Source organism: Rhodonellum sp. (genome assembly GCF_030656585.1).
Taxonomy (GTDB): domain Bacteria; phylum Bacteroidota; class Bacteroidia; order Cytophagales; family Cyclobacteriaceae; genus Rhodonellum; species Rhodonellum psychrophilum.
In genome coordinates this window covers 113,988-136,140 of record NZ_JAUSPP010000059.1, presented here as the reverse complement: position 1 = coordinate 136,140, position 22,153 = coordinate 113,988, and the positions used below count along the sequence as shown (strand labels likewise).

The following is a 22,153-nucleotide window of genomic DNA, read 5'->3' as shown; positions in this document are numbered from 1 at the left end:
CATGCCAATAATAGTCAATTTAGATGTCATGATGGCCAAGCGGAAAATGTCCCTCAATGAGCTTTCTGAGAAAGTAGATATCACGCTCTCCAACCTTTCCATTCTCAAGACCGGCAAAGCCAAAGCCATTCGGTTCAGCACGCTGGAGGCGGTCTGTCAGGCGCTGGACTGCCAGCCGGGGGATATTTTGGAGTTTAGAGAATGCCTTGAATGACGATTGACGAAGTATAATTTAAGCGCTACAATTCAGCGTTTGACCTACCTCAATAACATGAATGAACCTGAAACCACTTTCGTCTGAGAACCAACGGCCCAATATTCCACCTTATACGCATAAATACCTTGAGAAGAATTCACCCCATTAACTGTTCCATCCCATCCTTTATCTGTTAGCGAATCGGAATAAAACATCAAAGTTCCCCATCGGTCAAAAACCCATAATTTCAACGATTCAATTTGTCTGAATACTGGAAAAAAATAATCATTACTGCCATTTTTGTCGGGAGCAAATGCATCAGGGACTCTTAATGCCGGCCCTCCTACCTCAATGATTTTTTTAATTTCTTTAAAGCAGCCATCACTTGAATTCACTGATAATATGATCTCATAATTTCCTGGCTCAGTATAACTGTGGATAGGGGAAAATTCAGAACTCATAACGCCATTTCCAAAATCCCAAGTGAAGTCCAACTGACCGCTTCCAATTGATAGATTTTCAAACAAAATTATTTCGTTGGGTTCTATCGATCCACTTTGATTTATATTAGAACTCTTCCATTCAAAATTCGCCTCCAAATACGCTATATCCTCATTTTCAATAATTAAGTTAGAAGATTGACTACAGCCTTCGGTGTTTTCAACTCTAATATTGTAGTTCCCGGGACCTATTTCTTTAAACTCAAATGTCCCGATGGATAAATTAGAATTAGTGAAATTAAATGATTCTCCCTCACCTGTTGTTCCTTCAATTGTAAGGTAAAAAGTATCCTCAATTTCGGAATCTATAGCAATTGACAGCGCAAAATCAGAGAAATCCGGGCAGATCCCTTTTTGTCCAATTTTCTGAATATCTACCGTAAAACTTTGCAGAGGTAAAATTTCAAATTCAAGTTCCTGACTGCACCCCAAAGAATTTTGCGCTACTACCTGGTGTTTACCGACTGGAAACGATCTACTGTAGTCTTGGACAAATCCATTGCCATCCAAATAGTCATAACTAACTGCAATATCTTGATTTAATGAATTGAAAGTTACCAATCGATCAGTTATGCTTCCTCCACAACCTGCCTCTTCAATCTCTATCTCCAGATCGAAAAACCCGGACCGAAGGCCAAATTCTTTTGGACAATTTGGGTTATCGGAAGGAATTGCAAAATAGGTTTGACTTATATTGAATGGAATTTCATTTACATATTCAATGGTCGACTCACTAACAGGGAAACTATCGAAATATCTGGTTCCAACCGGAAATAAACTATTAAGTTTGGAAATGTTCACCACAGAATTACTTTCCGGTTGGCAAATTGAAATCAAAGAATTGGCTTGATCAAAACCGCATTCTTGAATCAAATATTCGCCCGCTAATACATCCAACAAAACAGGGCCATAAATAGGTGATTCAAGACAGGATCCTCCTTCATCTTCTCCAATTTTTAATGGTGCGGTAGCCATTGAGGTACCTGTAATGCTATTGATCCCCACAATATTACCATCTAGGACAAATGGAAGTCCGCAAGATTGCACTAGGAGATTGCATTGTCCGGTCACCTTTACTTTATATGCGATTTTTCCAAGAATTTGATCCTTTGAATTTGGTATCGGCAAATCACCTATTTCCCAATTTAATACCCCATTACTGAATTCAGGTAATTGTCCGGAAGAATTTGAAAAAAAATATTCAGTTTCTGCACTAACAAATTCAAGTCCATTAGGAATATTCAATTCTAAAAGAGCCTTTTCTATTGAAATTTGTCCCAGATTCCTAATCTCAACCTCCAGTTCTATTTCATCCAATGGCTTAATTTCCGGTATTTCTCCATTAGCATCAGGGGTAATATAATGGTAACCTTCAACAAGGGGCTCATTCGCTTCTACTGCTGTAATGATATTATATATAACATATGCGTCCCCATCAGTTCCATATCGAAAGCGAGTGCCCGTCTGTCCATTCTTAAGAATTTCATTATTATCGTTGGGAATTTCAAAAATGGAAATATCCATTCCCGTATTATTTTTCAATTGCGGATTCCTTAGATTTCCACCTGTGGAAATACTTGAATTGAAAAAATTATTAATTGAATTCCCAGAATGAGAAAGTCTTATAAAATTACCAGAGCCTTCTTCTTTTTCTATTTCAAAGTAATCTCCAAAAGCAGCTACATCGCCTTCGCCTGCAGCGACTCCCAATTTCATTCTTACCGGACCTGAATCGACTGTAGAAAATCCTGAGATCGGAATTGTATAATCCGCAACTACACTTCCCCGAACAAATGCATAACCATCAAATACGGTAATACTTCTGTTAATCATCGAAGGATTCTCGTAAACCACAACCATTGACCATCCTCCATAATGATAGTTTGTTCCTTCTATTGCTGCCAAATCAGCAACAGTATATTCTCCTTCACCGGAATTTTTAACGAAATCAGTGACTTCCACAAAGCCAACAAAAAGACCCAAATCATTGGGTAAATCCAAACCGTAAGTGTACCTTATATCATTTGCTTTTGCTGTAAAAGTTTGTGTAATTCCTGTTGGTCCTTTTAATGTTACCTTCCTTCTATCCAGCTTTTTATTTATAAAGGATCCTTTTGACACTTCGAATTCATCCTAAGTAGGCCCCCTTCCAGACCAATACATACCTGCGAATAAAACTTGAGAGCAATCAGTATTTGCTCCATTTTCATTTGAAAATTTTAATGTAGCTGAGGATGAATTAATTGTATTTGAATCCCCATCTACATCCACATATATTAGAAGATTATCATTCATCAAGTTGTCTCCATAGTTTTGAAGCGTCAAATTGGTATTGCCTATCAAAGCAAAGTCTCCTTTAATTTCAAAGGTTTTCCTGCTTTGATTATTTTGAGAAGCTCTTTCTTGAAAAGGTACTCGAACTTGCGCAATGGCCTGGGAGAAAATAAACGTTAAAAAGAAGAAAATTAACGTTCCAAATAGTTTTCGCATAGCGTTGGTGAAATAATAACACAAGCTCATAGTTAATAAAAATCTAACTTAAATTCGTCCTGAATATCTTATTTTTTTGAAACAAAACTATCCTACAAAATCTAAACGATTGTATTGATGTCCATGTCAGAGAAATCTATGTAAAACAGACAAAGGCAAGTTTAACCTCACATGGGTACAAATTGCCCTCAGTAAAATAAAGAAACAGCTGCAAACCTACCATATGATCAGTGAACGAATGTTTATAAAACATCTAGATAAGTTTTGATATAAGCTGAACAAAAGATACTTCGGTCAAAAGCTTTTTGACAGGCTCATCATTTCTTCAATATAAACTTACTGGCCTGATTGCGGATAATCATATTCCAAAATAATCGATTCCAAAGTTTTACTTTTCGCTATTCAATTTTTGATTTGGGGCAAATTGGTTGTTGGTTTACTGGATAATTGAGGTTTGAAAATTATGTTTAATTTTTCCGTCCCACTGTAAGAGCTCTTTTTCTTGAGGGGTTGTAAAAAAAATTAATCAGAAGAAAGAATGAAAAGGATAGAAATATTCGAATATAGGTTGAGTTTTTTTAATAAATACTTAATCTCCGCATTCCAATGAAAAGTCCGTTATAAAAACAGATCTGGAAGGTTCAGCTGTCATAGTGGTACAAATATTCTTCTCTTCAGGAAGTAACTCTCTGAACTCAAAGAAGAAACTCTGACCTAATTTTGGCTCCTCAATCGGCTCTCCAAAATATTCGTAAAATGCACTCCCTATAGGTATCCTGGCAGCGATTACATTTTCAACCCTACCTGCTCCGCTTTCCATAAAAGAATTCACTGAACGATTTGTTACTTTAATAACAAATCCATCACATGCGTAAGATTGGATCTTTCCCTGATAAGCCAAACACTCTTGCTGCTGATCCGTGCATCGGCAAAGGCAACCAATCACAAAGATCCAAATGGAAATGTTCAAAAATGGTTTCATAGTATGTTTTATAGGTAATAAGACGAGAGTACTCCTTAGTTCGCTACAAGCTCAACGAAAATTGCTTTGTTATCCCTGACCATGAGATGGGATATACCGTTGCGGTAAGAATCAATTGACTAATGCCCTTCCAAAGAATCTTTTCCAGATTGAGATTGATGTAGTGCCTTCCTTTCCGATTAATGCACAAATAAATTGCCTCTCCCTCGGAGGATTTCTTGCTCTTGGAATTCAAAACAGCAGAGATTTTGAAATCTATCATGGTTCAAAACACCTAGAAAAATCAAAGCGGACAATAAAAGGGAGAAATTGGGGGACAGACCCATTCGAATTTACCAGAATCAAACAGATTCGAAATAGTGCTAAATGCCTGAAAAACAAAAAACTCCGAACAATTTTTACATTGTTCGGATTCTAAAAGTAGCGGGAACAGGGCTAAATACCTCTTATTTTCATTTCACCAAACAGAGTTTAAATATACAAGCAATCAATGTTTTATCTTAATACCTAATTAAATAGGGATAAATAAAATAAGATTAGATAAAAGAAAAGTGTCCCCCAAAGTGTCCCCCATTATATTTTTTATATCTTTAGGTATCCAATCAAACGACAGAAATAATGGCCAAATTCAATTTTTACTTAAGAGAAAAAAATAAGGATGGCGAAACCCCTATCATCTTATTCATTAGTTTTAACGGCAACCGCTTTAAATACCCAACGGGGAAAACAGTTCATCCTAAATTTTGGAATGAACCCGAACAAGAAGTAAGGCAGGTTAAGGATTTTTTTGAGCCAAAAATTTTTAATAATAATCTTGGATCGATTTTAAAAGCGGCAAAAAAATCAATTGGGAATTTAGAAAATGAGTTAGGCCGTTTACCCACACCGGAAGAAATCAAGAATTTTATAGATAGAGAATTAGAAAGAAATGAAAATGGGGATACCTCCACCACTGAAACCGCCCCGACATTTTTAGGATTGTTCAAAAGATTCATTGATGATTCAAAGGAAGGTATTAGGCTTACAAGTAGTGGAAAAAGGTTTGATAAAAGATCCATTCAAAAATACAATACTGTTTATTCAACTTTGGATAAGTTTGGAAAAAAGTATAACCTCACTTTTGAAACCATTGACAAGAATTTTTACACCAAGTTTGTAGCTTATTTGAATAAAGAGGAATCCACTAAAAACGCCAAAGGGGAAAAGGTGATCATCAAAAAAAGCTATTCTTTAAACAACGTTGGAAAGTACATACAAGTAATTAAAACCTTTTTGACCTATGCCACGGAGAACGGATATAACCACAACATGTACTTTCAGACAAAACAGTTCAAAGCCCACAAAGTAGCAGGATTTTCAGTTTACTTAACTGAGGATGAAATTAACGATTTGTACACTTTGGAATTAAGCCATAAACCACATTTGGAACGAGTCAGGGATTTGTTTATCGTGGGATGTTGGACGGGATTAAGATTTTCAGATTTTACCAATATTCAACAAGAAAACATTGATAGGGATTTTTTGAGAATAACTACATTTAAGACGGGCGAAAAAGTCATTATTCCAATCCATGAAACAGTAAAGGAAATAATGGCAAAATACAACGGGAAATACCCTAATAGCTTGCCCCCTGCAATTTCAAACCAAAAGATGAATCTTTACCTCAAAGAAATTGCAGTGCTGGCTAAGAGCCTAAAAAAGCCTGTAAATGTAGAGGGGATAAAAGGAGGATTTCAAACCTCCACCAAAAAACAAAAATGGGAACTGATAACCACTCACACCGCCCGTAGATCAATGGCAACAAATGTTTATAAAAGTGGATTTCCTGCGATTAGTTTAATGAAAATTACTGGACATAAAACAGAAAAAAGTTTTTTATTGTACATAAAAGTGACACCAGAAGAAAACGCACATAAATTATTAGAACATTGGAATAAGTCAGTTTTAAAAGTAGTTTGATATGAAAAAAATAAGTTTTAGCGAAAAAGAAATTGAGAAACTTAAAAATTTCTTAAAGTATGCTCAAGAGGAACAAAAGCAAGAAAAATTAAATGAAATAGTTGATAAGGAAGTACTAAATATTATAAGAGAAACTTTAGTTACTTGGATAGTCGAAAATGATTTGAAAAAGGCAATTACGGATTTACACTCCAATGAGCTATTTATTCAAACCATGGTGGGATATAATGATTGGAAGGAATACCACAAAGGTGAATTTAAAAAAGCAGTTAAAGGTTTGAAACATATTTTCAGGCAATACAACACCATCGTACCAACAGATTGGGAAAAAATATTCTATGAATGGTACTTGTTAAAATATCCTGAATTTGAAAATGCATCAATTAGTACAATTCCACCACTTAGTGAGAAACAAATTTTTCAATGGGCAAAAGAACATGCCACTCAATTTGAATTTATATCTGAGGAACAATCTGAGAAACTTAAAAATCTACCTCACAAACTTTGTGTTTTAGAAGATTTGGGTTTTTTGAAACTTCTTGAGGAACGGTTTTCAAATAAATCTTATTTTGGAAAGGCATCACACAACGATAAAGCAAGATTATTAGCCTCACTTTTTGAAATTGAAAACCCCGAAGCAGTAAGACAAGCATTAAAACAAAAACAAAATGGAAAAAATGATTTTCAATCAACCAAAGCGATTGAGAATGCTAATATAACCCTAAAAAATCATGGGTTGGAACCTTCCATATTTATATCAATTAATCTTTTTTAACAAGTTGGGGAAACCGCAAACATTCCCCACTTTTCATCTTTCTAATATTACACCATAACATCAAAACAAAAGTTATGGACCAGCCAATAATGCTATTTCCTTACTCATATGAAGAGTTTACAGGGATAATTAGAAATGAAGTCAGAGAAGCAGTAAAATCATTAAGGACCACTGAATCAACCCGCCAAAGCGAAATACTTAGAACCAGAAAAGAAGCAGCGGACAAGCTTAAAATTTCCTTAGTAACCCTTAATGATTGGAGCAAAAGAGGTGTAATTAAATCTTATTTGATTGGAGGTAGGGTTTTGTATAAAGACAGTGAGTTAGAAGACTCACTTCATTTGGTCAAAACAGTTAAATGTTAAACCGATGGTACCAATAAAAGAAGTGGCACCAATCAGAAGGAATCCAATTGATGCCAAAACCCGCTTAAGTATCCAATCAAAAGCAGAATTCAAATATACCCATTATTTAGGGTATTTAATCAGTCAGAATTTTGAAATATTATTTTTTGCAGGTGTGGAGGCCGTTAATTTATGAAGGTCAACAGAAACAAGTCTGATCAATTCCAAACCAAGTATAAGAAGCCGGGCAAAAAAAGTACCATTACCCAAGCTTTGGCATGGGAGGCAGTACAGCGAGATCCAACACGTTATACAAAGATTCAATGTGTATATTCATTCCTTTTAAAATTTCAGGATGAATGTTTTTCTCGGAGGCAGTTGGAGGAAAAAACAGGATTTCGGGCATCCTCACTTACAAGTATAATTAACAGTTTGCACACCATTGGATTAATTGGTATCGAAAAGCAAGATGTTTGCGAATATACAGGCATGGAGGTTTATTTCTATTATGCCATAGATCCAATGTCTGAACCGCAAAAGAGCCTGTTTTGATTATGGAAGAAAAAGCTATTTACATAAAAAATATTTTTTATCTACCAACAGATAAAAAGCTATACTATCTAATAGGGCATATTTTAAACCGATGGGAGGCAAAAAAAAGGGGATGCTTTGAAACCAATGAGGGTTTAGCGAAAATTTGGGGTTGTAGTGAATCCACAATAAATAAGGATTTGAGGCAATTAAAAAAAGAAGATTTTATAGCCATAGATTACCCAGGTCAACCAGGAAAAAGAACTATTAAGCCATCAGAAAAATTATTTGAGTTGCTATCAAAAAAAACACAAACATTAATTGAGGATAAGAAGGTAAAATATTACCCTCTTAAATCACCCCAAGAAGGTAAAGAATTACCACAGAAGGAGGTTGATTTTTACCCTACTGAAAGTAAATTATTACCATCTACGGAAGTAAATTATTACCCTCATAATAGTATCATTATAAATACTATAAATAATAATATCATAAAAGATTTTTTAGAAAAAAAAGACTCCCCTTTAAATGTAATCTTTGAAAATTGGAAAGACCTATTTGATGCAATTAAAGATTCAATTGTTTACGATAAACTTAAACACCATTGGGAAACATCACCAACTGAAGGATGGGATTTTGAATTAATATTAAAACATTGGACAAATGGAAATATTAAAAAACAATTTACAACATTGGAGGACATTGAAAGTGTTTTTAAAGGCTATTTAAAAAGAAAGATTTTCCTGACAATTAGCGAAAAGGATAAAATCACTTTTAACCCAGAATTAAATATAAAAGAAATAAATTATAATGAAAAAGAAAAAACCCATTTAGAGATTTTCAATCTCCTTTTCCATGAAATAAAATGGTTGGAGCTTATTAGAAGCCAATTCAAATGCAAAGACCTAAATGAAGTTGCTGAACATTTGCAGACTTTTAAAATTAATTGCATAATTAAAGAAGATTTCAAAACAGATCCAAAAAATGCTAAAAGCCATTTTCTAAATTGGATAAAGGCTGGAAATCCAATACCACCAATTAAACCCAAACATCAAATAGGAGCACAATCATTTAGAGGATTCTAAATTTTTGAATTTAAGGTTTAAAAAAAATTAAAGCATTCTTGGTTAATGCAAGATTGCACCACCTGAAAGTGGAGTCATAAAATCTAATAACCTAATTGGTTTATTCTGAATTTTCGGAATCCATAAAAAGGGGTGTTTAGAACTTTGAGTAGATATTAACAAATATGACTACCTACAAATCTAATTAGTTTTAATACATCTTATAGATAATCCCTGAGCCTTCTCAGCGCCTCCATCTCCAACATTCCCGCTATCATGGGTTAACGTTACAACCTCACTTACTCTTGGATTGATAGAGGTACTAGACCACCAGCCCCCAACAGATCCAAATAAAACAAATTGACCATCAGTAAACCTTGTTCCACTTGATAATCCAGAAAACCCGCTATCATTTGTAGCACCTGTATTCGGAGTATCCCAAAATTGATTTCCGATAGATTTCATTTTACCTCCTGCCCCACTTCCTAAATTGTTAATCATTAAATTCCAATCCTCAATTGATGGTATTTTCCATCCACACGGACAAATATTTCTAGAATCATTAAAAGCAAACCAATTATATAATTTACCATGTGGTTTATTTAAATCAGGATTATTATTATAATAAACCCAAGCAGGATTATTTAACACTACATTTTCTGACCATTTTTGAGAATCATTTATATTGGAAATTAAATCCCCATTACAAAATTTAGTGGTTTTTAAATTTTCAACCATCCAAAAAACATTGCCAATCTGTATAGTTTTATATAAATTTCCATCACCATCAGAAATTTCACCATACGTTAAACCACTTTTTAGATGATCTTCAATAATTGGAATTTTTGGTGTTTCAGTAGCCCTATCACCACATGAAAGCATAAAAAAAACTGAGGAGATCATTAAAAATTCTTTGATGGAAATTGAGTACATTTTTTTTAATATTAATTTAAAAATAAAATTTAGACCAATTAGCAAAAACTTTAGACACAATCAAATATCTTTTCAAAAAATCATGTTGAATCTTACTTCAATTATTCTAAAAAATTTTATTTAATTGATAAGTTTCACCTTATCTCCCATACAACTTTCAGGATTTGAATAATTAAATTTTAGTCGAATTCGACTAATTGAACCTTTTAAAATAATTCAATCCTTCAGGATCCTTCCAAAAAAGAAGATGAAAAGGAAAAAGAGGAAATCACCAAGAATTTTCTTACACTATAAAAAGAATTATAATAATACTTATCTGCAAATAGTCCAATCATCCTAAATCGGATTAATAAGAAGTAATTAGGCGTTAAATTCGTAAATTACGGAAACAATACGGCAATTATGGGAAAATTTGAAAAAGGGAATGCAGGCAGACCAAAGGGATCAAAAAATAAATATCCTTTAGCGTTGCGTGATCGGATCCAAAATCTATTTGATGATAATTTTGAAACGATTCAATCAGACCTTGACGATTTAGAACCAAAGGAAAGGTTAAAATTCATTTCTGATTTGTTGCCTTATTTGGTTCCAAAACTTCAAACCTCCACTTTGAACCATACGGTCAATTTAGAGAGCCTTACAGAGGATCAGTTACAAATATTGATTGACAGGTTAATAAATGAATAAAGAGACAAAGAAAGCCGTTCTAATCGGTTTAAAACATTCGATGATTAATAAAGTGGAGGCAAAAACCCTACTGGATAAAGGGGTTACGTCCGTGGTAATTCAAGATGGATCCCAAAAAACACAAATCTATTTAGAGGCATTGAGAAAAGTTTCTAAAATTTTATTCGTCTTACCTTCAAATAATCGTTAATGGAACATACAAAAGGAAACAAAATTTCAATTCTAAAATCTTTAGAGGAAAAGAACATCAATTTAGATCATGCTCGAATGTTATTGAAGTTTGGAATAGTTGGTTTTATCGTTTTGGATGAGAAAAACGAATCAGAAAAACATTTGGAGGCATTAAGAAAGTACGGGATCGAGCCATATATTTTAAAAAAAAGGAAATGATATGTTTAAATTTTTAAGAGGATTATTCACCGAAGCACCGATTGTAACAGTCCCTAAGATTGAAAATGAGTTAATCCGGACATTCGAAAAAAACATTGAGTACTATAAAAATAATACTTGTCCCCATTGCCAATTTCAATACCCTGAGGAAATAAAAAGAAAAAGGAAATGTAAAAATTGTTCAAATGAGATTTTCAGGGAATACATAGAATCAACCAAAGAGAGGGTGTTATTAAAGGGTGAAGAATTTAAAAAGTTTAAACTGATTGAAGAAGAAATCAATTTGATAAAATGGATTCAAAAAGAATGCGAGTATTTCAATATTGACTTTAAAAATGTGGAAAATCTTTCTAAGGAAAGAAAGCTAAAAATACAGGATATTTTTTGGGGAGAATTAAATAAAGTTTCCATTGAATTATTTTCTAAAAGGAAATTTGGCAAATACAGTTTACTTAGAAGAATGATGGTTATTTTTTTAAAAAAAGAAAACAGAATAGAAAAAGGGCTTTTTTTAGTTTTTGAGTCCTTATTCTTAGAATTAAATGGATGTGATGATAATCTTAATAAACAATTTGATCTTCAACTCTCTCATATTTTGGATGTCGATTTAGGCCATTTGAGTTTGATTGAAGAAAAAATAAACCTAGATGTGGATGATATGAAATCTAAATTCATTTCACATTGTAAACCACTTTTTATGAAAGGAATGATCTATAATTCAGAAGAGGCATGGGAATTAATTAATTCAAGGCTTAACCCTATGGGATGAAAAAATTTATTCACCTAAGTATTTGGCTAGCTCAAAGTGTCCCCCAAAGTGTCCCCCAAAAAAGAAAAACCCCAAATACAATTAGTATAAGGGGTTTCTTGTAGCGGGAACAGGACTCGAACCTGTGACCTTCGGGTTATGAGCCCGACGAGCTACCAACTGCTCCATCCCGCGATATATCTTTGTAATTATTGGTATCGATATGAAAATTAAAGGGGCTTCAAATCATTTTTTGACGCCTTGTCCTTTATTGTGATACAAAGGTAAATAGATATTCTATAAAATCAAGTACCTTTGCAAAAAAAAATTATTGTCATGACTGAAATCACACACAAAGCTGGCTTTGTCAATATCATCGGAAAACCCAATGTAGGCAAATCCACGCTCATGAATGTGCTTATAGGTGAAAGACTTTCGATCATCTCCTCCAAGGCACAAACGACCCGTCACAGGATCATGGGCCTGATCAATGACGACAACTATCAGATTGTTTTTTCCGATACCCCCGGAATGCTGAAGCCCAAGTACGAGCTTCACAAAAGCATGATGAGTTTTGTCAACATCTCCCTGGAGGATGCAGATGTGATCCTTTTCGTAACCGATCTATTTGAAACTGAAGAAGAAATAGAAGACGTAATTGAAAAGATCAACCAATCCGGTACTCCTGTACTTCTGGTCATCAACAAAATTGATCTTTCCAAGGAAAATCAATTGGAAGAGGTGACTGCCTACTGGACCCAAAGATTAAAAGCCGAAACGGTAATCCCCATTTCGGCCACAGAAAGTTTTAACACAGAGCGTATTCTCCAGGAAATCCTTGACAGGCTTCCTGACCATCCCCCATTTTACGACAAAGCCGAACTTACCGACAAGCCGGAACGTTTCTTTGCTTCTGAAATCATCCGGGAGAAAATCTTCAACAATTATAAAAAAGAAATCCCCTATAGCACTGAAGTGGCGATTGAGGACTTTTATGAGGATGAGAAAATCATACGGATCCGAGCCATTATCTACGTCGAGAGAGAAAGCCAAAAAGGCATCATCATCGGTGAAGGTGGAAAGGCACTGAAAAGAGTGGGTATCCAAGCCCGTGCTGAAATGGAAAAGTTCTTCGGAAAGAAAATCTTCCTGGAAACCTACGTGAAGGTGGAAGACGACTGGAGAAAAAATAAATTGAAATTGAAAAAATTTGGTTACGACCAATAAGATAAAAACAGAATGGCAAATATAGTAGCGATAGTGGGTAGACCCAATGTTGGGAAGTCTACCTTTTTCAATAGGTTAGTAGAGGAGCGAAAAGCCATCGAAGACAACATGAGCGGTGTCACCAGAGACCGCCATTACGGGCATGCTCAGTGGGGAGGAAAATTTTTCTCCGTGATCGATACCGGTGGATATGTCATCGGATCAGAAGATATATTTGAATCAGAAATCAGAAAACAAGTGAAACTTGCCTTGGATGAGGCCAGCGTGATTTTGTTTGTGGTGGATTGTTTCGAAGGAGTGACAGAACTGGATTTGGAATTCGCCAAAGTACTCAGGAAGACCAAAAAACCTATTTTCATTGTCGCCAACAAGGCCGACAATACAGAAAGGTTGTTGATGGCTACAGAATTCTACAGCCTGGGACTTGGTGACAACGAAGTGTACCCCATCGCAGCGGTCAGTGGAAGTGGCACAGGAGACCTCTTGGATGCCGTCATTAAGGAATTTCCCGACGAAGGAGACGAAGATCCAGATGCAGGAGTGCCAAAAATCGCCATCCTCGGCAGGCCAAACGTGGGTAAATCCTCTTTCCTCAACACCCTTTTGGGCACAGAACGCTCCATCGTCACCGACGAAGCAGGAACCACCCGTGATGCCATCCACACCAGATACAAACTCTTCGGTCAGGATTTCATCATCACCGATACGGCAGGAATCAGGAAAAAAGCCAAAGTACATGAAGATATCGAGTTTTACTCCGTCATGCGCTCGCTGAGAACATTGGAAGAATCCGATGTACTGATCATCATGATCGACGCCACCCGAGGACTTGAGGCACAGGACAGTAACTTGATCTCCTTGGGGATAAAAAATAACAAAGGCATCATGATTGTTGTCAACAAATGGGATTTGATCGAAAAGGATCACAAAACCATGGACAAATTCAAGGAAGACATGCTTGAAAAACTTGGCGAAAACAGATGGATACCCATCATTTTCACTTCGGTGGTCAACAAACAAAGGATTTTGCAGGCAATAGAACTGGCTGTAAAGGTGTATGAAAACAAGACCCGAAAAATCCCTACGTCGAAATTGAATGACATCATCTTGGCGGAAATCGAAAGATACCCTCCACCAGCCTGGAAAGGGAAGTATATCAAAATCAAATACATCACCCAACTTCCGACAAGAAATCCGGTGATTGCTTTCTTCTGTAACCTTCCACAATACATCAAGGCGCCTTATACACGTTATTTGGAAAACAGAATCAGGGAAAACTTTGATTTTGAGGGCGTTCCAATCAAGGTGACTTACAAAAAGAAATAAAAAATATTTGATCGATTGCTTGATAGTTACATGAATGGTCGTAAATTTGCATCCTTGAATTAAGAAACAAACAAAAAAACATGAAAAAGGTATTTGCATTATTCGCTGTAGCTGGTATGTTGTTCACTGCATCTTGCGGAAACAAAGAAGTTTCAGAAGAGACTACTGAAGTTGAAGTAGTCATTGAAGAAACTCCTGAAGTTATTGAAGAAGCTACTGAAGAAGTACTTGAAGATTCAACTGAAAATGTTGAAGTTGTAGTTGAAGGTTAATTCCTCACTCTTCAAAAAAAATTAAAAAACCCCGCATCTGCGGGGTTTTTTTTTGATCAATCCTATTTATCTTTGAGTGGATGAGTACTGCCCAAAAAATCTTCAATTCCCTGAACCTTCATCTTCCCGAGAATTCCGTTCAATATTGCTGGGATCTTTGGAACGAGGACCCTTTCAATTTTTTGATCACCAAGAGCAGAAGCACCAAGTTGGGTGATTTTAGGTATAGGAAGGATAGACCCATCCAGACCATCACAATCAATTCAGACCTCAATGCCTTTCAATTCCTGATCACCTACATCCATGAGGTTGCACACCATCGGGCATTCAAGAATTATGGCATTGCGATCAAGCCACACGGGTTGGAATGGAAAAAAACTTTTCAGGAAATCATTTCGCCTATGCTGTCAGATTTGGTCTTCCCCAAAGACATCCTCATCCCTCTCAAAAGACACATGCTCAATCCGAAAGCAAGTACAGGAGCAGATCTCTTTTTAAATAGGGAAATCAAGAAATACAATCTCCAAAACCAGGAACCGGGACATTCACTATTGAATGATATAAAACTGGGGTCAATTTTTGAATTGAAAGGACGGAAATTCCAAAAGGAAACTGTACGAAGAACAAGGGTTCTTTGCATTGAAATTCCCTCCGGAAAAAAATACCTCATCTCCGCACATGCAGAGGTCAGAAAAATTGAGGCATAACTACTCTTTCTCCTCTCCGATCTGGTTTTCTTCCTGAGAAAAATCCTTGGGCTGAGGCAGATCCTTCAATGCATTGATGCCAAAATATTCCATGAATTTATCACTTGTTCCATAAAGCATAGGCCTGCCCACCCCTTCCGATTTTCCTTTGATCGCAACCAATTCCTTCTCCAATAATTTCTGGACAGAATAATCACAATTCACGCCGCGAATCTGTTCAATTTCGGATTTGGTAACCGGTTGTTTGTAGGCAATAATGGAAAGTGTCTCCATTTGAGCCGTGGAGAGTCTTTTGTGCGATTGTTGTTTGAGCAATATGGAAATGCTGGCTTTGTAGGCCGGCTTGGTCAAAAATTGATACCCACCACCTAAATGCTCCAAGGAAAACGAAAAATCATCCTCTTGGTACTTGTTGCGCAAAGTCAAAATAGCTGCTTTGATGTGCTCATTCGGGACTTCACTTTCAAACATTTCCGTTAGACACTTTTGAATCTCCTCAATGCCTAACGGAGATGGTGAACAAAATATCAAAGCTTCAATATGCTTGGGAAGAAAATCCACTTATTTTTTCGCGAGCTTGGCTTCAATTGAATGCATGGTGTGCGGAACGGCCCTTAACCTTTCCTTGGGAATCAACTTCCCTGTATCCACACAAACCCCGTATGTTGCATTTTTAATACGGACAAGGGCATTTTCGAGATTGGTGATGAATTTTTGTTGCCTAGCAGCAAGTTGACTCAAGCTTTCCCTTTCCAAAGTGTCTGCTCCATCTTCCAGCAATTTTGATGTTGATGAAGTGAAATCAGTTCCGGTATCGTTTTTTTTGCTCAAGGTTTCTTTTAGAGAGACCAGTTCTTCTTTGGCTATTGCCAATTTTCCCAAAATAAGTTCTTCGAATTCCTTAAGCTCTTCTGGAGCGTAAGCTGTTTTTTCTACCTGGTTCATATCTTTGTCGTTAAAGAAGTGTTTTTTTGATCTTTAGATCTCAATCAAAAAGTCCTCTAAAATACACCAAGCAATTTGAAATAAAAAAAAAACCGTCTTTCGACGGCTTTTTAATTTATAGAGAGATTTTGCAACCTCTTCTGCAGTAGCTTTTCATCCATCGCCAAATTGTACTTTATTCTCAGGTAGCGCTGGATAACTTTTAGATTCTTGCCCTTTTTTAGGAAATAGGTCTTTAATGTTTGGGTGATTAGGTCATTTTCCATAAGGGCTTTGGTTTAATTGATTTTCACTTTCTAATATAGTACTTTTTACCTTAAATTTTCATTTTTTTTTAAAATTTGGATCCAACAACAACAGTTTTCTTGATCCGACTGACATTTCCATTTAGATCAAAAATTTCTACCCAAACGATGTAATAACCTGACCTGACTTTTCTTCCTCCTTGATCTGTGCCCTCCCAGGTATAAAACCCGGAATCTCCCCAAATCTCCCCCTGTGCCAATTCCTTCACCAATTTCCCATCTATTCCGTAGATCCTGATGGTCGCCAAATTACCGGATTGTTCCATTTTGTAGGAGATGGTGGTGAAATTCTGCTGTCCCAGAGCATCTGGGGCAAATACCTTTGGTTGAACATGAATGCCAAATTCCCCCTCTTCTGTATATACTTGCGAGTTTTTATATCCCGGAGTGGCAAACCCCTCAGAGGCCGAGGCAGAATGCCAATTGCTTGGCTTTTCAATTTGACCTGAAGCAGACAACCTTTCCAATGAGACTCCCCTGGATTCCTTCAGTAGGGCATGGTGCATCTTGTCTGAATAGGAGAAATGCTCCTTGATGCTTTCATCGGGATTCAGAAAAACAACATTCCCAGCAGCTATCGGATAACTTGGCAATGCTGCCAATTCCACAAACCTGCCGGCATCCCCCTTTGGGTATTCGGATTTTAACTTTTTAGCATCCGTAGTGAACACCATATAGGAAAAAGGATCCACCAGTTGGTCTTCATGAAACAATACCCTACGGTTGGCCACAAGGCCATCGTTGTCCAGATTGGCCAGTTTCCAATCCCTCAAGTTCAGGTATTTTCCAGAGGCATTGTAAATTTCCACAAATTTGGGAAAACCCGTCCTTGGATTGAAAAGGACTTCATTGAGAATCAAATCCCCCGAAACCGTCTCGGAAGGAATGGCAAAAAACATCTCATTGTGCTCCGGACTGATCAGATTACCGACGCAATCCCTGACATTTCCCACCTGAATGGAATACCTCGTCCCCTCTTTCAGTTCCTCCCCAAATGTCACAATCACAGATAATCCATTGGCCGACAAGGAAAAATTTTTCAGGGGTAGATTTGGCACAAAGGACAATTTTGCGGCTGCCAAATCTGCAGCCAAAGATTTTGAAAACAAAAGTACCACCGCAGAATCCCCGACAGCCCTTGCCTGAAGCAATCTCGGAGCAATTCTGTCCGGCGTATCGTCAAAAACGGAATTGATCTTTCCTGGCGTCCCGCGATTTGGAGACAAGGAAGGTTTTAGGTTGGAAGCCGCATGGCAAGGATAATATGGATTGACGATTTCCAGACTGTAGCCTCCCTGAGCGATCGCAGAACCCCCATAACTTAAGGTAGAATAGAGGAGGCTGTCCACAATATTCCCCGTTCTGTCAAGCAATCTGAGGCGATCTCCGGCATTGAGCAAAGTTGGCCAATTCGTCAAACCCAACACCTTCCCAAATTCAACAAACTGACTCGCTTGTGTTCTGGATACCAAAAGTACATATCCACCAGGCTCCAGTGTATCTGCCTGCAAAACCGTCGCGCTTCTGGAATTGGCCAGTGACAATCCTCCAAGGGAAATCCATTCTTGGCTCACATTCAAGAGCTCGATATATTCCACATTGGGCAAAATATTTTCATCCCTAGGCGCAGCCATCACCTCATTGATGATCAGGGATTTGAAAACCAAGCGGTCCGGATCCTTGAAGAGGAAAGGAAATGCGCTTGGGACAATAAAATTTCCTGCCCGATCCGGAATCTGACTGATCTCAAGCACATAGTTTGCCTGGTCCAAGAAGGATTGCTCCCACACCAAAGCCACCTGACTAGGATTTTCCTGAAGAATGACCGATTCGGGTTGTTTTCCTCCTAGGGTATAATTTTGGGGCATGGATGCAAACACCGGATCGATTGGCTCCGAAAAAGTCAAGAGAAGTTTCTTTGGCCCTATGCCGATTGCGCTGACCAAAGTCGGCGAGGTCTTATCCCAGACGATTTCCTTTTTGGAACCAGGAATCCAAATCCCTCTTCGACTCCTTCTAGGAGGTATGGAAAAGAGATATTGAAGGTTTTCCTCCATTTCTCTATTCAAAGAAAGGGAAAGTACCCTCAAGTCATCAGGCACTTCCAAGCGCTGGAAAGTAAAATCCTGATCCGCAATCCTGAAACGTTCCAGGTCCAGTACTTCCATGTCCAACTCGAGATCATGGATGAGTTGGATCGTCTTGGAATCCGTGGCAAAGACAGCCTCCAAGTAGTCGTCGTAATAGATTTCCCGCTTTTGGTTTTGACTCTCCTTCCCATTTGTGCCTTTGTTCCTGAACAAGGTGATCTCATGAAGTTGCGATAGGGGAAGTGGATTGTCCAACAGCAGCTCCACTTCAAACAGATTTTCCATCAGCAAAATATCCACCGGGCTTCGTCCATTGACTTGGTAAAGTGAAGTCTGCGAAGTGACCGCCGGGTCAAAAAACCGGCTGAAGCTGAGCCTAATCCTTTCCGGTCCCACAATCAATACTTCCCCAAGGGAAATGGTATCGTTTCGTATTTCCAGCGATAGGTCCGTGATCAAATCTCCGTTTTTGGCAGTCACATTTTGAAGGATGATTTGTTGGGAATCGGCTACAATCGGGTCATTAAAATGTAAGACGAAGGTGGAATCGGTGGGAAAAGCGAGCCTTGATAGGGAATTGCCCTGCAAAGTCACTTGCTCCTGGCCAAGGCCTTTGATTTCTTGATCCATTTTAAGGAACACAGAAAATGGATTCAACAATCGTTTTTCCAATACACGGATTTGCCCACGGGGCATTGGACTGGAAGCAAGTCCAAAATCATCCATTAAAAACCTGGCAGCCGACCCGGAACCTAGCCCATAAAGCACCTCTATTTTTACGACCAATTTGGCTTCACTTTGTAGCAATTGGGGGATGGGGATTTCAAAAAATGCGTACTCTGAATTTTTGTTTTGGAAGGTTTCGTTTTCTCCTACCTGCGTTCGAAATTGGAATTCCGCTCCCTGGTTTTTGGAAAAGGAGAGAAAAACAGAAACAGGTCTGGTGCCCGACCCATTCTGTTTGGTTTTGGCATAAAACCCAATTGCTGGAGATGGAAATGTACCCAAAATGATTTCGGTAAAAATCTCGGCATTGAATGAACCGATGGTTTGGACGGCTAAAGCATTTGACCCATTTTTCCCTTCCCCTTTGGCATGAAAAACCCTTGAGGAACTTGCGCTGACTACATTAGCTGACCAATTGGGCAAAAATGTATCAGGATGATTGACGATCGCAAACTCATTTTCAAAGCCCTGTACCTGTGCAAACGCATTGCACGAAGTCGAAAAAAGCAGGGCGAGAAGGCCAAAAGCGCCAAAACACCAAGAAAAACCCAAATTTCCCATAAAAATAAATTTAAAAAATAGTTTTTAAATGGGCTTCAAAATAAACGTTTACCCGACTAAGCTTGCGTTTTTTGCAACAATCGGGACATTCGTTTGATATTAAAGTAATTATCGCATCAATAATTAGCACAAATGGGAATTCTTACCTTACATTTGCAGGGCATATTTAACCATCATTAAAATCCATAAGCATGAAACTCGCAGTTGTGGGAGCTACCGGTCTGGTAGGCTCAGAAATCCTCGAGGTGCTGCATGAGCACCAATTCCAATTTGACGAATTACTTTTGGTCGCCAGCGAAAGATCTGCGGGCAAAAAAATCACTTACCAAGGTAAGGAACATACAGTCGTTGGATTGAAACAGGCAATTTCTGAGAAACCGGACATTGCTATTTTTTCGGCAGGCGGAAGTACATCTCTGGAATGGGCACCTCAATTTGCGGCAGTAGGCACGGTCGTCATCGACAATTCCTCTGCCTGGAGAATGGATCCAAGCAAAAAATTGGTGGTTCCTGAAATCAACGCCTCTGAATTGACGAAAGAGGACAAAATCATTGCAAATCCAAATTGCTCCACCATTCAGATGGTATTGGCTTTGGATCCCCTTCGGAAAAAATATGGCATAAAACGTGTCGTGGTCTCCACCTATCAATCCGTCACCGGAACCGGCAAAGCCGCAGTGGACCAAATGATGGCGGAAAGAAACGGAGAAACTCCTGAAATGGTCTATCCACACAAAATTGACTTGAACGTCCTTCCCCATATCGATGTATTCCAGGAAAACGGATACACCAAGGAAGAAATGAAAATGATCAAGGAGACCAAAAAGATCTTCAGCGATGACAGCATCCAAGTCACTGCTACCACAGTCAGAATCCCAACCATGGGCGGACATTCCGAATCCGTCAACGTGGAATTCAACAATGATTTTGATTTGGCTGAGGTTAGGGAATTGCTTTCCAATGCCCCGGGAATCGTCGTACAGGATGATCCGGCCAACAATATTTACCCCATGCCATTGACGGCGCACAAGAAGGACGATGTATTTGTCGGCCGATTGAGAAGAGACGAATCCCAGCCAAACACACTCAACATGTGGATAGTGGCCGATAATTTAAGAAAAGGCGCTGCAACAAATGCGGTACAAATCGCGGATTATCTGATAAAAAAAGGATTGGTCTAAATTGGACTTCAAAAGCCTCCATACCGAAGCTTTGAAAAAATTCGTGCAGGATCATCTTCAAGAAGATCCTGCACTTTTACTTTTTAAACATCAGGGGAAAACGGATTTTGACCTGAAAACTGCCGTACAGCAAATTTCTGCCCGACAAAAGGCCAAAAAAAAACTCCCCACCTGGGCAGCAAATCCAGAGGTTATATTTCCAGCGGGGATTTCGGTGGAGCAATGCTCTTCAGAAGAAACCGCAAAGTTTAAAGCCGAATTCGTTTCAGGCAGAGGTTTTCTGGACATGACCGGAGGATTTGGCGTGGACACTTTTTTTATTGGGCAGCATTTCGACACCGTCACTTATTTTGAGCGAAATGAAAGCCTTGCGGCGATCGTCCAACAAAATTTTGAGCTCTTGCAGCCGAATAAATTTGCGGTCCATTCCGGGGATGCCATCACGTTCCTGCGAAGTATTCCCCACGATTTTGACCTGATCTATCTTGACCCGGCCCGACGCGGAGACCATAACCAGAAACTCTATAAATTCTCGGATTGCGAACCGGATGTAACGGACCTCTGGGATTTGTTGACCAATAAGGCAAACCAAATACTGGTCAAGGCCTCTCCTATTCTTGAAATCAAGAGTGCATTGAAAGAATTGCCCAAAATCCAAAAAATATGGGTCTTATCGGTCAAAAACGAAGTGAAGGAAATACTGCTTTACTGGAGCAATGCCGAAGCTGAAAACGAGCCAGAAATCATCTGTACGGATTTGACCCCCGAAGGAAAACAGACCTTTGCATTTACTTATGAAGAGGAAGAAACCGCGAACGCCATATTTGGGGCAACGGGCAAGTATTTGATCGAACCCAATGCGTCCCTGCTGAAAGCCGGGGCTTTCAAATCCTTTTCAGAAAGGTATCAACTGAAGAAACTGCATCCCAACAGTCATCTGTATACCACCGACGTATTGGAGGAGCGCATTCCAGGAAGGGTTTTTGAGGTGATCGGGGAAGTGAAGGCAGACAAAAAAGAGCTGAAGAAAAAATTCCCAAAGGGTATTGTCAATGTTATCACCCGGAACTATTCCCTGAAAGCGGAAGCCTTTAAAAACAAATTCAACCTCAAAGATGGAGGCCATGAATTCTTAATTGGAACCAAAGAAGGGGAGAAATACAGGGTGTACCATTGCAAACCCTTTTCCCAAAAAAATCAAAACCTTTGATCTT

Annotated in this window: 22 protein-coding genes, 1 tRNA gene and 1 pseudogene; 15 read left to right on the top strand and 9 right to left on the bottom strand. The window is 38.1% G+C overall.

The genetic code is table 11. The features are described 5' to 3' along the window. Position 1: 1 nt before the first annotated feature. Positions 2-214: a helix-turn-helix transcriptional regulator gene (locus tag Q7J63_RS14605; protein ID WP_304887159.1), complete on the top strand. Its 213-nt coding sequence runs from the start codon at positions 2-4 to the stop codon at positions 212-214. A gap of 44 nt (positions 215-258) precedes the next feature. On the opposite strand, the gene Q7J63_RS14600 is transcribed toward Q7J63_RS14605, so the two are convergent. Together Q7J63_RS14600 and Q7J63_RS14595 are read right to left on the bottom strand one after the other, a co-directional pair. Next, the gene (locus Q7J63_RS14600) at positions 259-2,817 is read right to left on the bottom strand and encodes a PKD domain-containing protein (RefSeq protein ID WP_304887157.1); all 2,559 of its coding nucleotides are present in this window, start codon (positions 2,815-2,817) and stop codon (positions 259-261) included. A 12-nt stretch (positions 2,818-2,829) separates the two neighbouring features. After that, positions 2,830-3,186, bottom strand: coding sequence for a hypothetical protein (locus tag Q7J63_RS14595; protein ID WP_304887155.1), 357 nt, complete (start codon positions 3,184-3,186; stop codon positions 2,830-2,832). Between the two features lie 101 nt (positions 3,187-3,287). Between Q7J63_RS14595 and Q7J63_RS14590 the strand changes: the two are divergent. After that, positions 3,288-3,520, top strand: a pseudogene (locus Q7J63_RS14590) (IS1595 family transposase); the annotation flags it as partial. A gap of 255 nt (positions 3,521-3,775) precedes the next feature. On the opposite strand, the gene Q7J63_RS14585 reads toward Q7J63_RS14590, so the two are convergent. Further along, positions 3,776-4,006, bottom strand: coding sequence for a hypothetical protein (locus Q7J63_RS14585; RefSeq protein ID WP_019596709.1), 231 nt, complete (start codon positions 4,004-4,006; stop codon positions 3,776-3,778). 780 nt (positions 4,007-4,786) lie between these two features. Between Q7J63_RS14585 and Q7J63_RS14580 the strand changes: the two genes are divergently transcribed. From Q7J63_RS14580 to Q7J63_RS14565, 4 genes are all read left to right on the top strand, one after another. Then, positions 4,787-6,127 (top strand): site-specific integrase, encoded by a 1,341-nt coding sequence (locus Q7J63_RS14580; protein WP_304887153.1) that lies wholly within the window; start codon positions 4,787-4,789, stop codon positions 6,125-6,127. Between the two features lies 1 nt (position 6,128). Beyond that, positions 6,129-6,902, top strand: a complete 774-nt coding sequence (locus tag Q7J63_RS14575) for a hypothetical protein (protein WP_304887151.1) — start codon at positions 6,129-6,131, stop codon at positions 6,900-6,902. Between the two features lie 74 nt (positions 6,903-6,976). Further along, entirely contained in the window at positions 6,977-7,267 is a 291-nt protein-coding gene (locus Q7J63_RS14570) for a helix-turn-helix domain-containing protein (RefSeq protein ID WP_304887149.1), read from the top strand. A gap of 533 nt (positions 7,268-7,800) precedes the next feature. Further along, complete coding sequence (locus tag Q7J63_RS14565; RefSeq protein WP_304887147.1) at positions 7,801-8,862, top strand: hypothetical protein; 1,062 nt, start codon at positions 7,801-7,803, stop codon at positions 8,860-8,862. 180 nt (positions 8,863-9,042) lie between these two features. On the opposite strand, the gene Q7J63_RS14560 is transcribed toward Q7J63_RS14565, so the two are convergent. Continuing rightward, positions 9,043-9,774: a fibrobacter succinogenes major paralogous domain-containing protein gene (locus Q7J63_RS14560; protein ID WP_304887145.1), complete on the bottom strand. Its 732-nt coding sequence runs from the start codon at positions 9,772-9,774 to the stop codon at positions 9,043-9,045. A gap of 402 nt (positions 9,775-10,176) precedes the next feature. Here Q7J63_RS14560 and Q7J63_RS14555 point away from each other — a divergent pair, with 402 nt between their 5' ends. The 3 genes from Q7J63_RS14555 (at position 10,177) to Q7J63_RS14545 (ending at position 11,620) form a co-directional block, all read left to right on the top strand. Next, on the top strand, positions 10,177-10,461 hold the full coding sequence (locus tag Q7J63_RS14555; protein ID WP_304887143.1) for a hypothetical protein: 285 nt from the start codon (positions 10,177-10,179) through the stop codon (positions 10,459-10,461). Between the two features lie 189 nt (positions 10,462-10,650). After that, positions 10,651-10,851 (top strand): hypothetical protein, encoded by a 201-nt coding sequence (locus tag Q7J63_RS14550; RefSeq protein WP_304887142.1) that lies wholly within the window; start codon positions 10,651-10,653, stop codon positions 10,849-10,851. A 1-nt stretch (position 10,852) separates the two neighbouring features. After that, complete coding sequence (locus tag Q7J63_RS14545; protein ID WP_304887140.1) at positions 10,853-11,620, top strand: hypothetical protein; 768 nt, start codon at positions 10,853-10,855, stop codon at positions 11,618-11,620. A 101-nt stretch (positions 11,621-11,721) separates the two neighbouring features. On the opposite strand, the gene Q7J63_RS14540 is transcribed toward Q7J63_RS14545, so the two are convergent. Further along, positions 11,722-11,794 (bottom strand) — tRNA-Met (locus Q7J63_RS14540). Between the two features lie 141 nt (positions 11,795-11,935). On the opposite strand from Q7J63_RS14540, the gene era reads away from it, so the two are divergent. The 4 genes from era (at position 11,936) to Q7J63_RS14520 (ending at position 15,131) form a co-directional block, all read left to right on the top strand. Beyond that, positions 11,936-12,826: a GTPase Era gene (gene era, locus Q7J63_RS14535; protein ID WP_019596707.1), complete on the top strand. Its 891-nt coding sequence runs from the start codon at positions 11,936-11,938 to the stop codon at positions 12,824-12,826. A gap of 12 nt (positions 12,827-12,838) precedes the next feature. Next, positions 12,839-14,152, top strand: a complete 1,314-nt coding sequence (der, locus tag Q7J63_RS14530) for a ribosome biogenesis GTPase Der (RefSeq protein WP_019596706.1) — start codon at positions 12,839-12,841, stop codon at positions 14,150-14,152. An 80-nt stretch (positions 14,153-14,232) separates the two neighbouring features. Then, positions 14,233-14,424 (top strand): hypothetical protein, encoded by a 192-nt coding sequence (locus Q7J63_RS14525; protein WP_019596705.1) that lies wholly within the window; start codon positions 14,233-14,235, stop codon positions 14,422-14,424. 80 nt (positions 14,425-14,504) lie between these two features. Continuing rightward, the gene (locus tag Q7J63_RS14520) at positions 14,505-15,131 is read left to right on the top strand and encodes a transcription elongation protein SprT (RefSeq protein ID WP_304887137.1); all 627 of its coding nucleotides are present in this window, start codon (positions 14,505-14,507) and stop codon (positions 15,129-15,131) included. Here the strand turns inward: Q7J63_RS14520 and scpB are convergent, their stop codons facing one another. From scpB to Q7J63_RS14500, 4 genes are all read right to left on the bottom strand, one after another. Further along, positions 15,132-15,692, bottom strand: a complete 561-nt coding sequence (gene scpB, locus Q7J63_RS14515) for an SMC-Scp complex subunit ScpB (protein WP_026333498.1) — start codon at positions 15,690-15,692, stop codon at positions 15,132-15,134. Further along, positions 15,693-16,076 (bottom strand): TraR/DksA C4-type zinc finger protein, encoded by a 384-nt coding sequence (locus tag Q7J63_RS14510; RefSeq protein ID WP_019596702.1) that lies wholly within the window; start codon positions 16,074-16,076, stop codon positions 15,693-15,695. 110 nt (positions 16,077-16,186) lie between these two features. After that, the gene (locus Q7J63_RS14505) at positions 16,187-16,342 is read right to left on the bottom strand and encodes a hypothetical protein (protein WP_019596701.1); all 156 of its coding nucleotides are present in this window, start codon (positions 16,340-16,342) and stop codon (positions 16,187-16,189) included. 68 nt (positions 16,343-16,410) lie between these two features. Further along, positions 16,411-19,758 (bottom strand): lamin tail domain-containing protein, encoded by a 3,348-nt coding sequence (locus tag Q7J63_RS14500; protein WP_304887134.1) that lies wholly within the window; start codon positions 19,756-19,758, stop codon positions 16,411-16,413. Between the two features lie 191 nt (positions 19,759-19,949). On the opposite strand from Q7J63_RS14500, the gene Q7J63_RS14495 reads away from it, so the two are divergent. Together Q7J63_RS14495 and Q7J63_RS14490 are read left to right on the top strand one after the other, a co-directional pair. Beyond that, entirely contained in the window at positions 19,950-20,939 is a 990-nt protein-coding gene (locus Q7J63_RS14495; RefSeq protein WP_019596699.1) for an aspartate-semialdehyde dehydrogenase, read from the top strand. Between the two features lies 1 nt (position 20,940). Then, positions 20,941-22,149: a class I SAM-dependent methyltransferase gene (locus Q7J63_RS14490; protein WP_304887131.1), complete on the top strand. Its 1,209-nt coding sequence runs from the start codon at positions 20,941-20,943 to the stop codon at positions 22,147-22,149. Positions 22,150-22,153: the final 4 nt, after the last annotated feature.

Bases quoted from the DNA above. Each gene is read 5' to 3' on its own strand.
- Q7J63_RS14605 (WP_304887159.1), top strand. From the start codon at position 2: ATGCCAATAATAGTCAATTTAGATGTCATGATGGCCAAGCGGAAAATG.
- Q7J63_RS14595 (WP_304887155.1), bottom strand. From the start codon at position 3,186: ATGCGAAAACTATTTGGAACGTTAATTTTCTTCTTTTTAACGTTTATT.
- Q7J63_RS14585 (WP_019596709.1), bottom strand. From the start codon at position 4,006: ATGGAAAGCGGAGCAGGTAGGGTTGAAAATGTAATCGCTGCCAGGATA.
- Q7J63_RS14580 (WP_304887153.1), top strand. From the start codon at position 4,787: ATGGCCAAATTCAATTTTTACTTAAGAGAAAAAAATAAGGATGGCGAA.
- Q7J63_RS14575 (WP_304887151.1), top strand. From the start codon at position 6,129: ATGAAAAAAATAAGTTTTAGCGAAAAAGAAATTGAGAAACTTAAAAAT.
- Q7J63_RS14570 (WP_304887149.1), top strand. From the start codon at position 6,977: ATGGACCAGCCAATAATGCTATTTCCTTACTCATATGAAGAGTTTACA.
- Q7J63_RS14565 (WP_304887147.1), top strand. From the start codon at position 7,801: ATGGAAGAAAAAGCTATTTACATAAAAAATATTTTTTATCTACCAACA.
- Q7J63_RS14560 (WP_304887145.1), bottom strand. From the start codon at position 9,774: ATGTACTCAATTTCCATCAAAGAATTTTTAATGATCTCCTCAGTTTTT.
- Q7J63_RS14555 (WP_304887143.1), top strand. From the start codon at position 10,177: ATGGGAAAATTTGAAAAAGGGAATGCAGGCAGACCAAAGGGATCAAAA.
- Q7J63_RS14550 (WP_304887142.1), top strand. From the start codon at position 10,651: ATGGAACATACAAAAGGAAACAAAATTTCAATTCTAAAATCTTTAGAG.
- Q7J63_RS14545 (WP_304887140.1), top strand. From the start codon at position 10,853: ATGTTTAAATTTTTAAGAGGATTATTCACCGAAGCACCGATTGTAACA.
- era (WP_019596707.1), top strand. From the start codon at position 11,936: ATGACTGAAATCACACACAAAGCTGGCTTTGTCAATATCATCGGAAAA.
- der (WP_019596706.1), top strand. From the start codon at position 12,839: ATGGCAAATATAGTAGCGATAGTGGGTAGACCCAATGTTGGGAAGTCT.
- Q7J63_RS14525 (WP_019596705.1), top strand. From the start codon at position 14,233: ATGAAAAAGGTATTTGCATTATTCGCTGTAGCTGGTATGTTGTTCACT.
- Q7J63_RS14520 (WP_304887137.1), top strand. From the start codon at position 14,505: ATGAGTACTGCCCAAAAAATCTTCAATTCCCTGAACCTTCATCTTCCC.
- Q7J63_RS14510 (WP_019596702.1), bottom strand. From the start codon at position 16,076: ATGAACCAGGTAGAAAAAACAGCTTACGCTCCAGAAGAGCTTAAGGAA.
- Q7J63_RS14505 (WP_019596701.1), bottom strand. From the start codon at position 16,342: ATGGAAAATGACCTAATCACCCAAACATTAAAGACCTATTTCCTAAAA.
- Q7J63_RS14500 (WP_304887134.1), bottom strand. From the start codon at position 19,758: ATGGGAAATTTGGGTTTTTCTTGGTGTTTTGGCGCTTTTGGCCTTCTC.
- Q7J63_RS14495 (WP_019596699.1), top strand. From the start codon at position 19,950: ATGAAACTCGCAGTTGTGGGAGCTACCGGTCTGGTAGGCTCAGAAATC.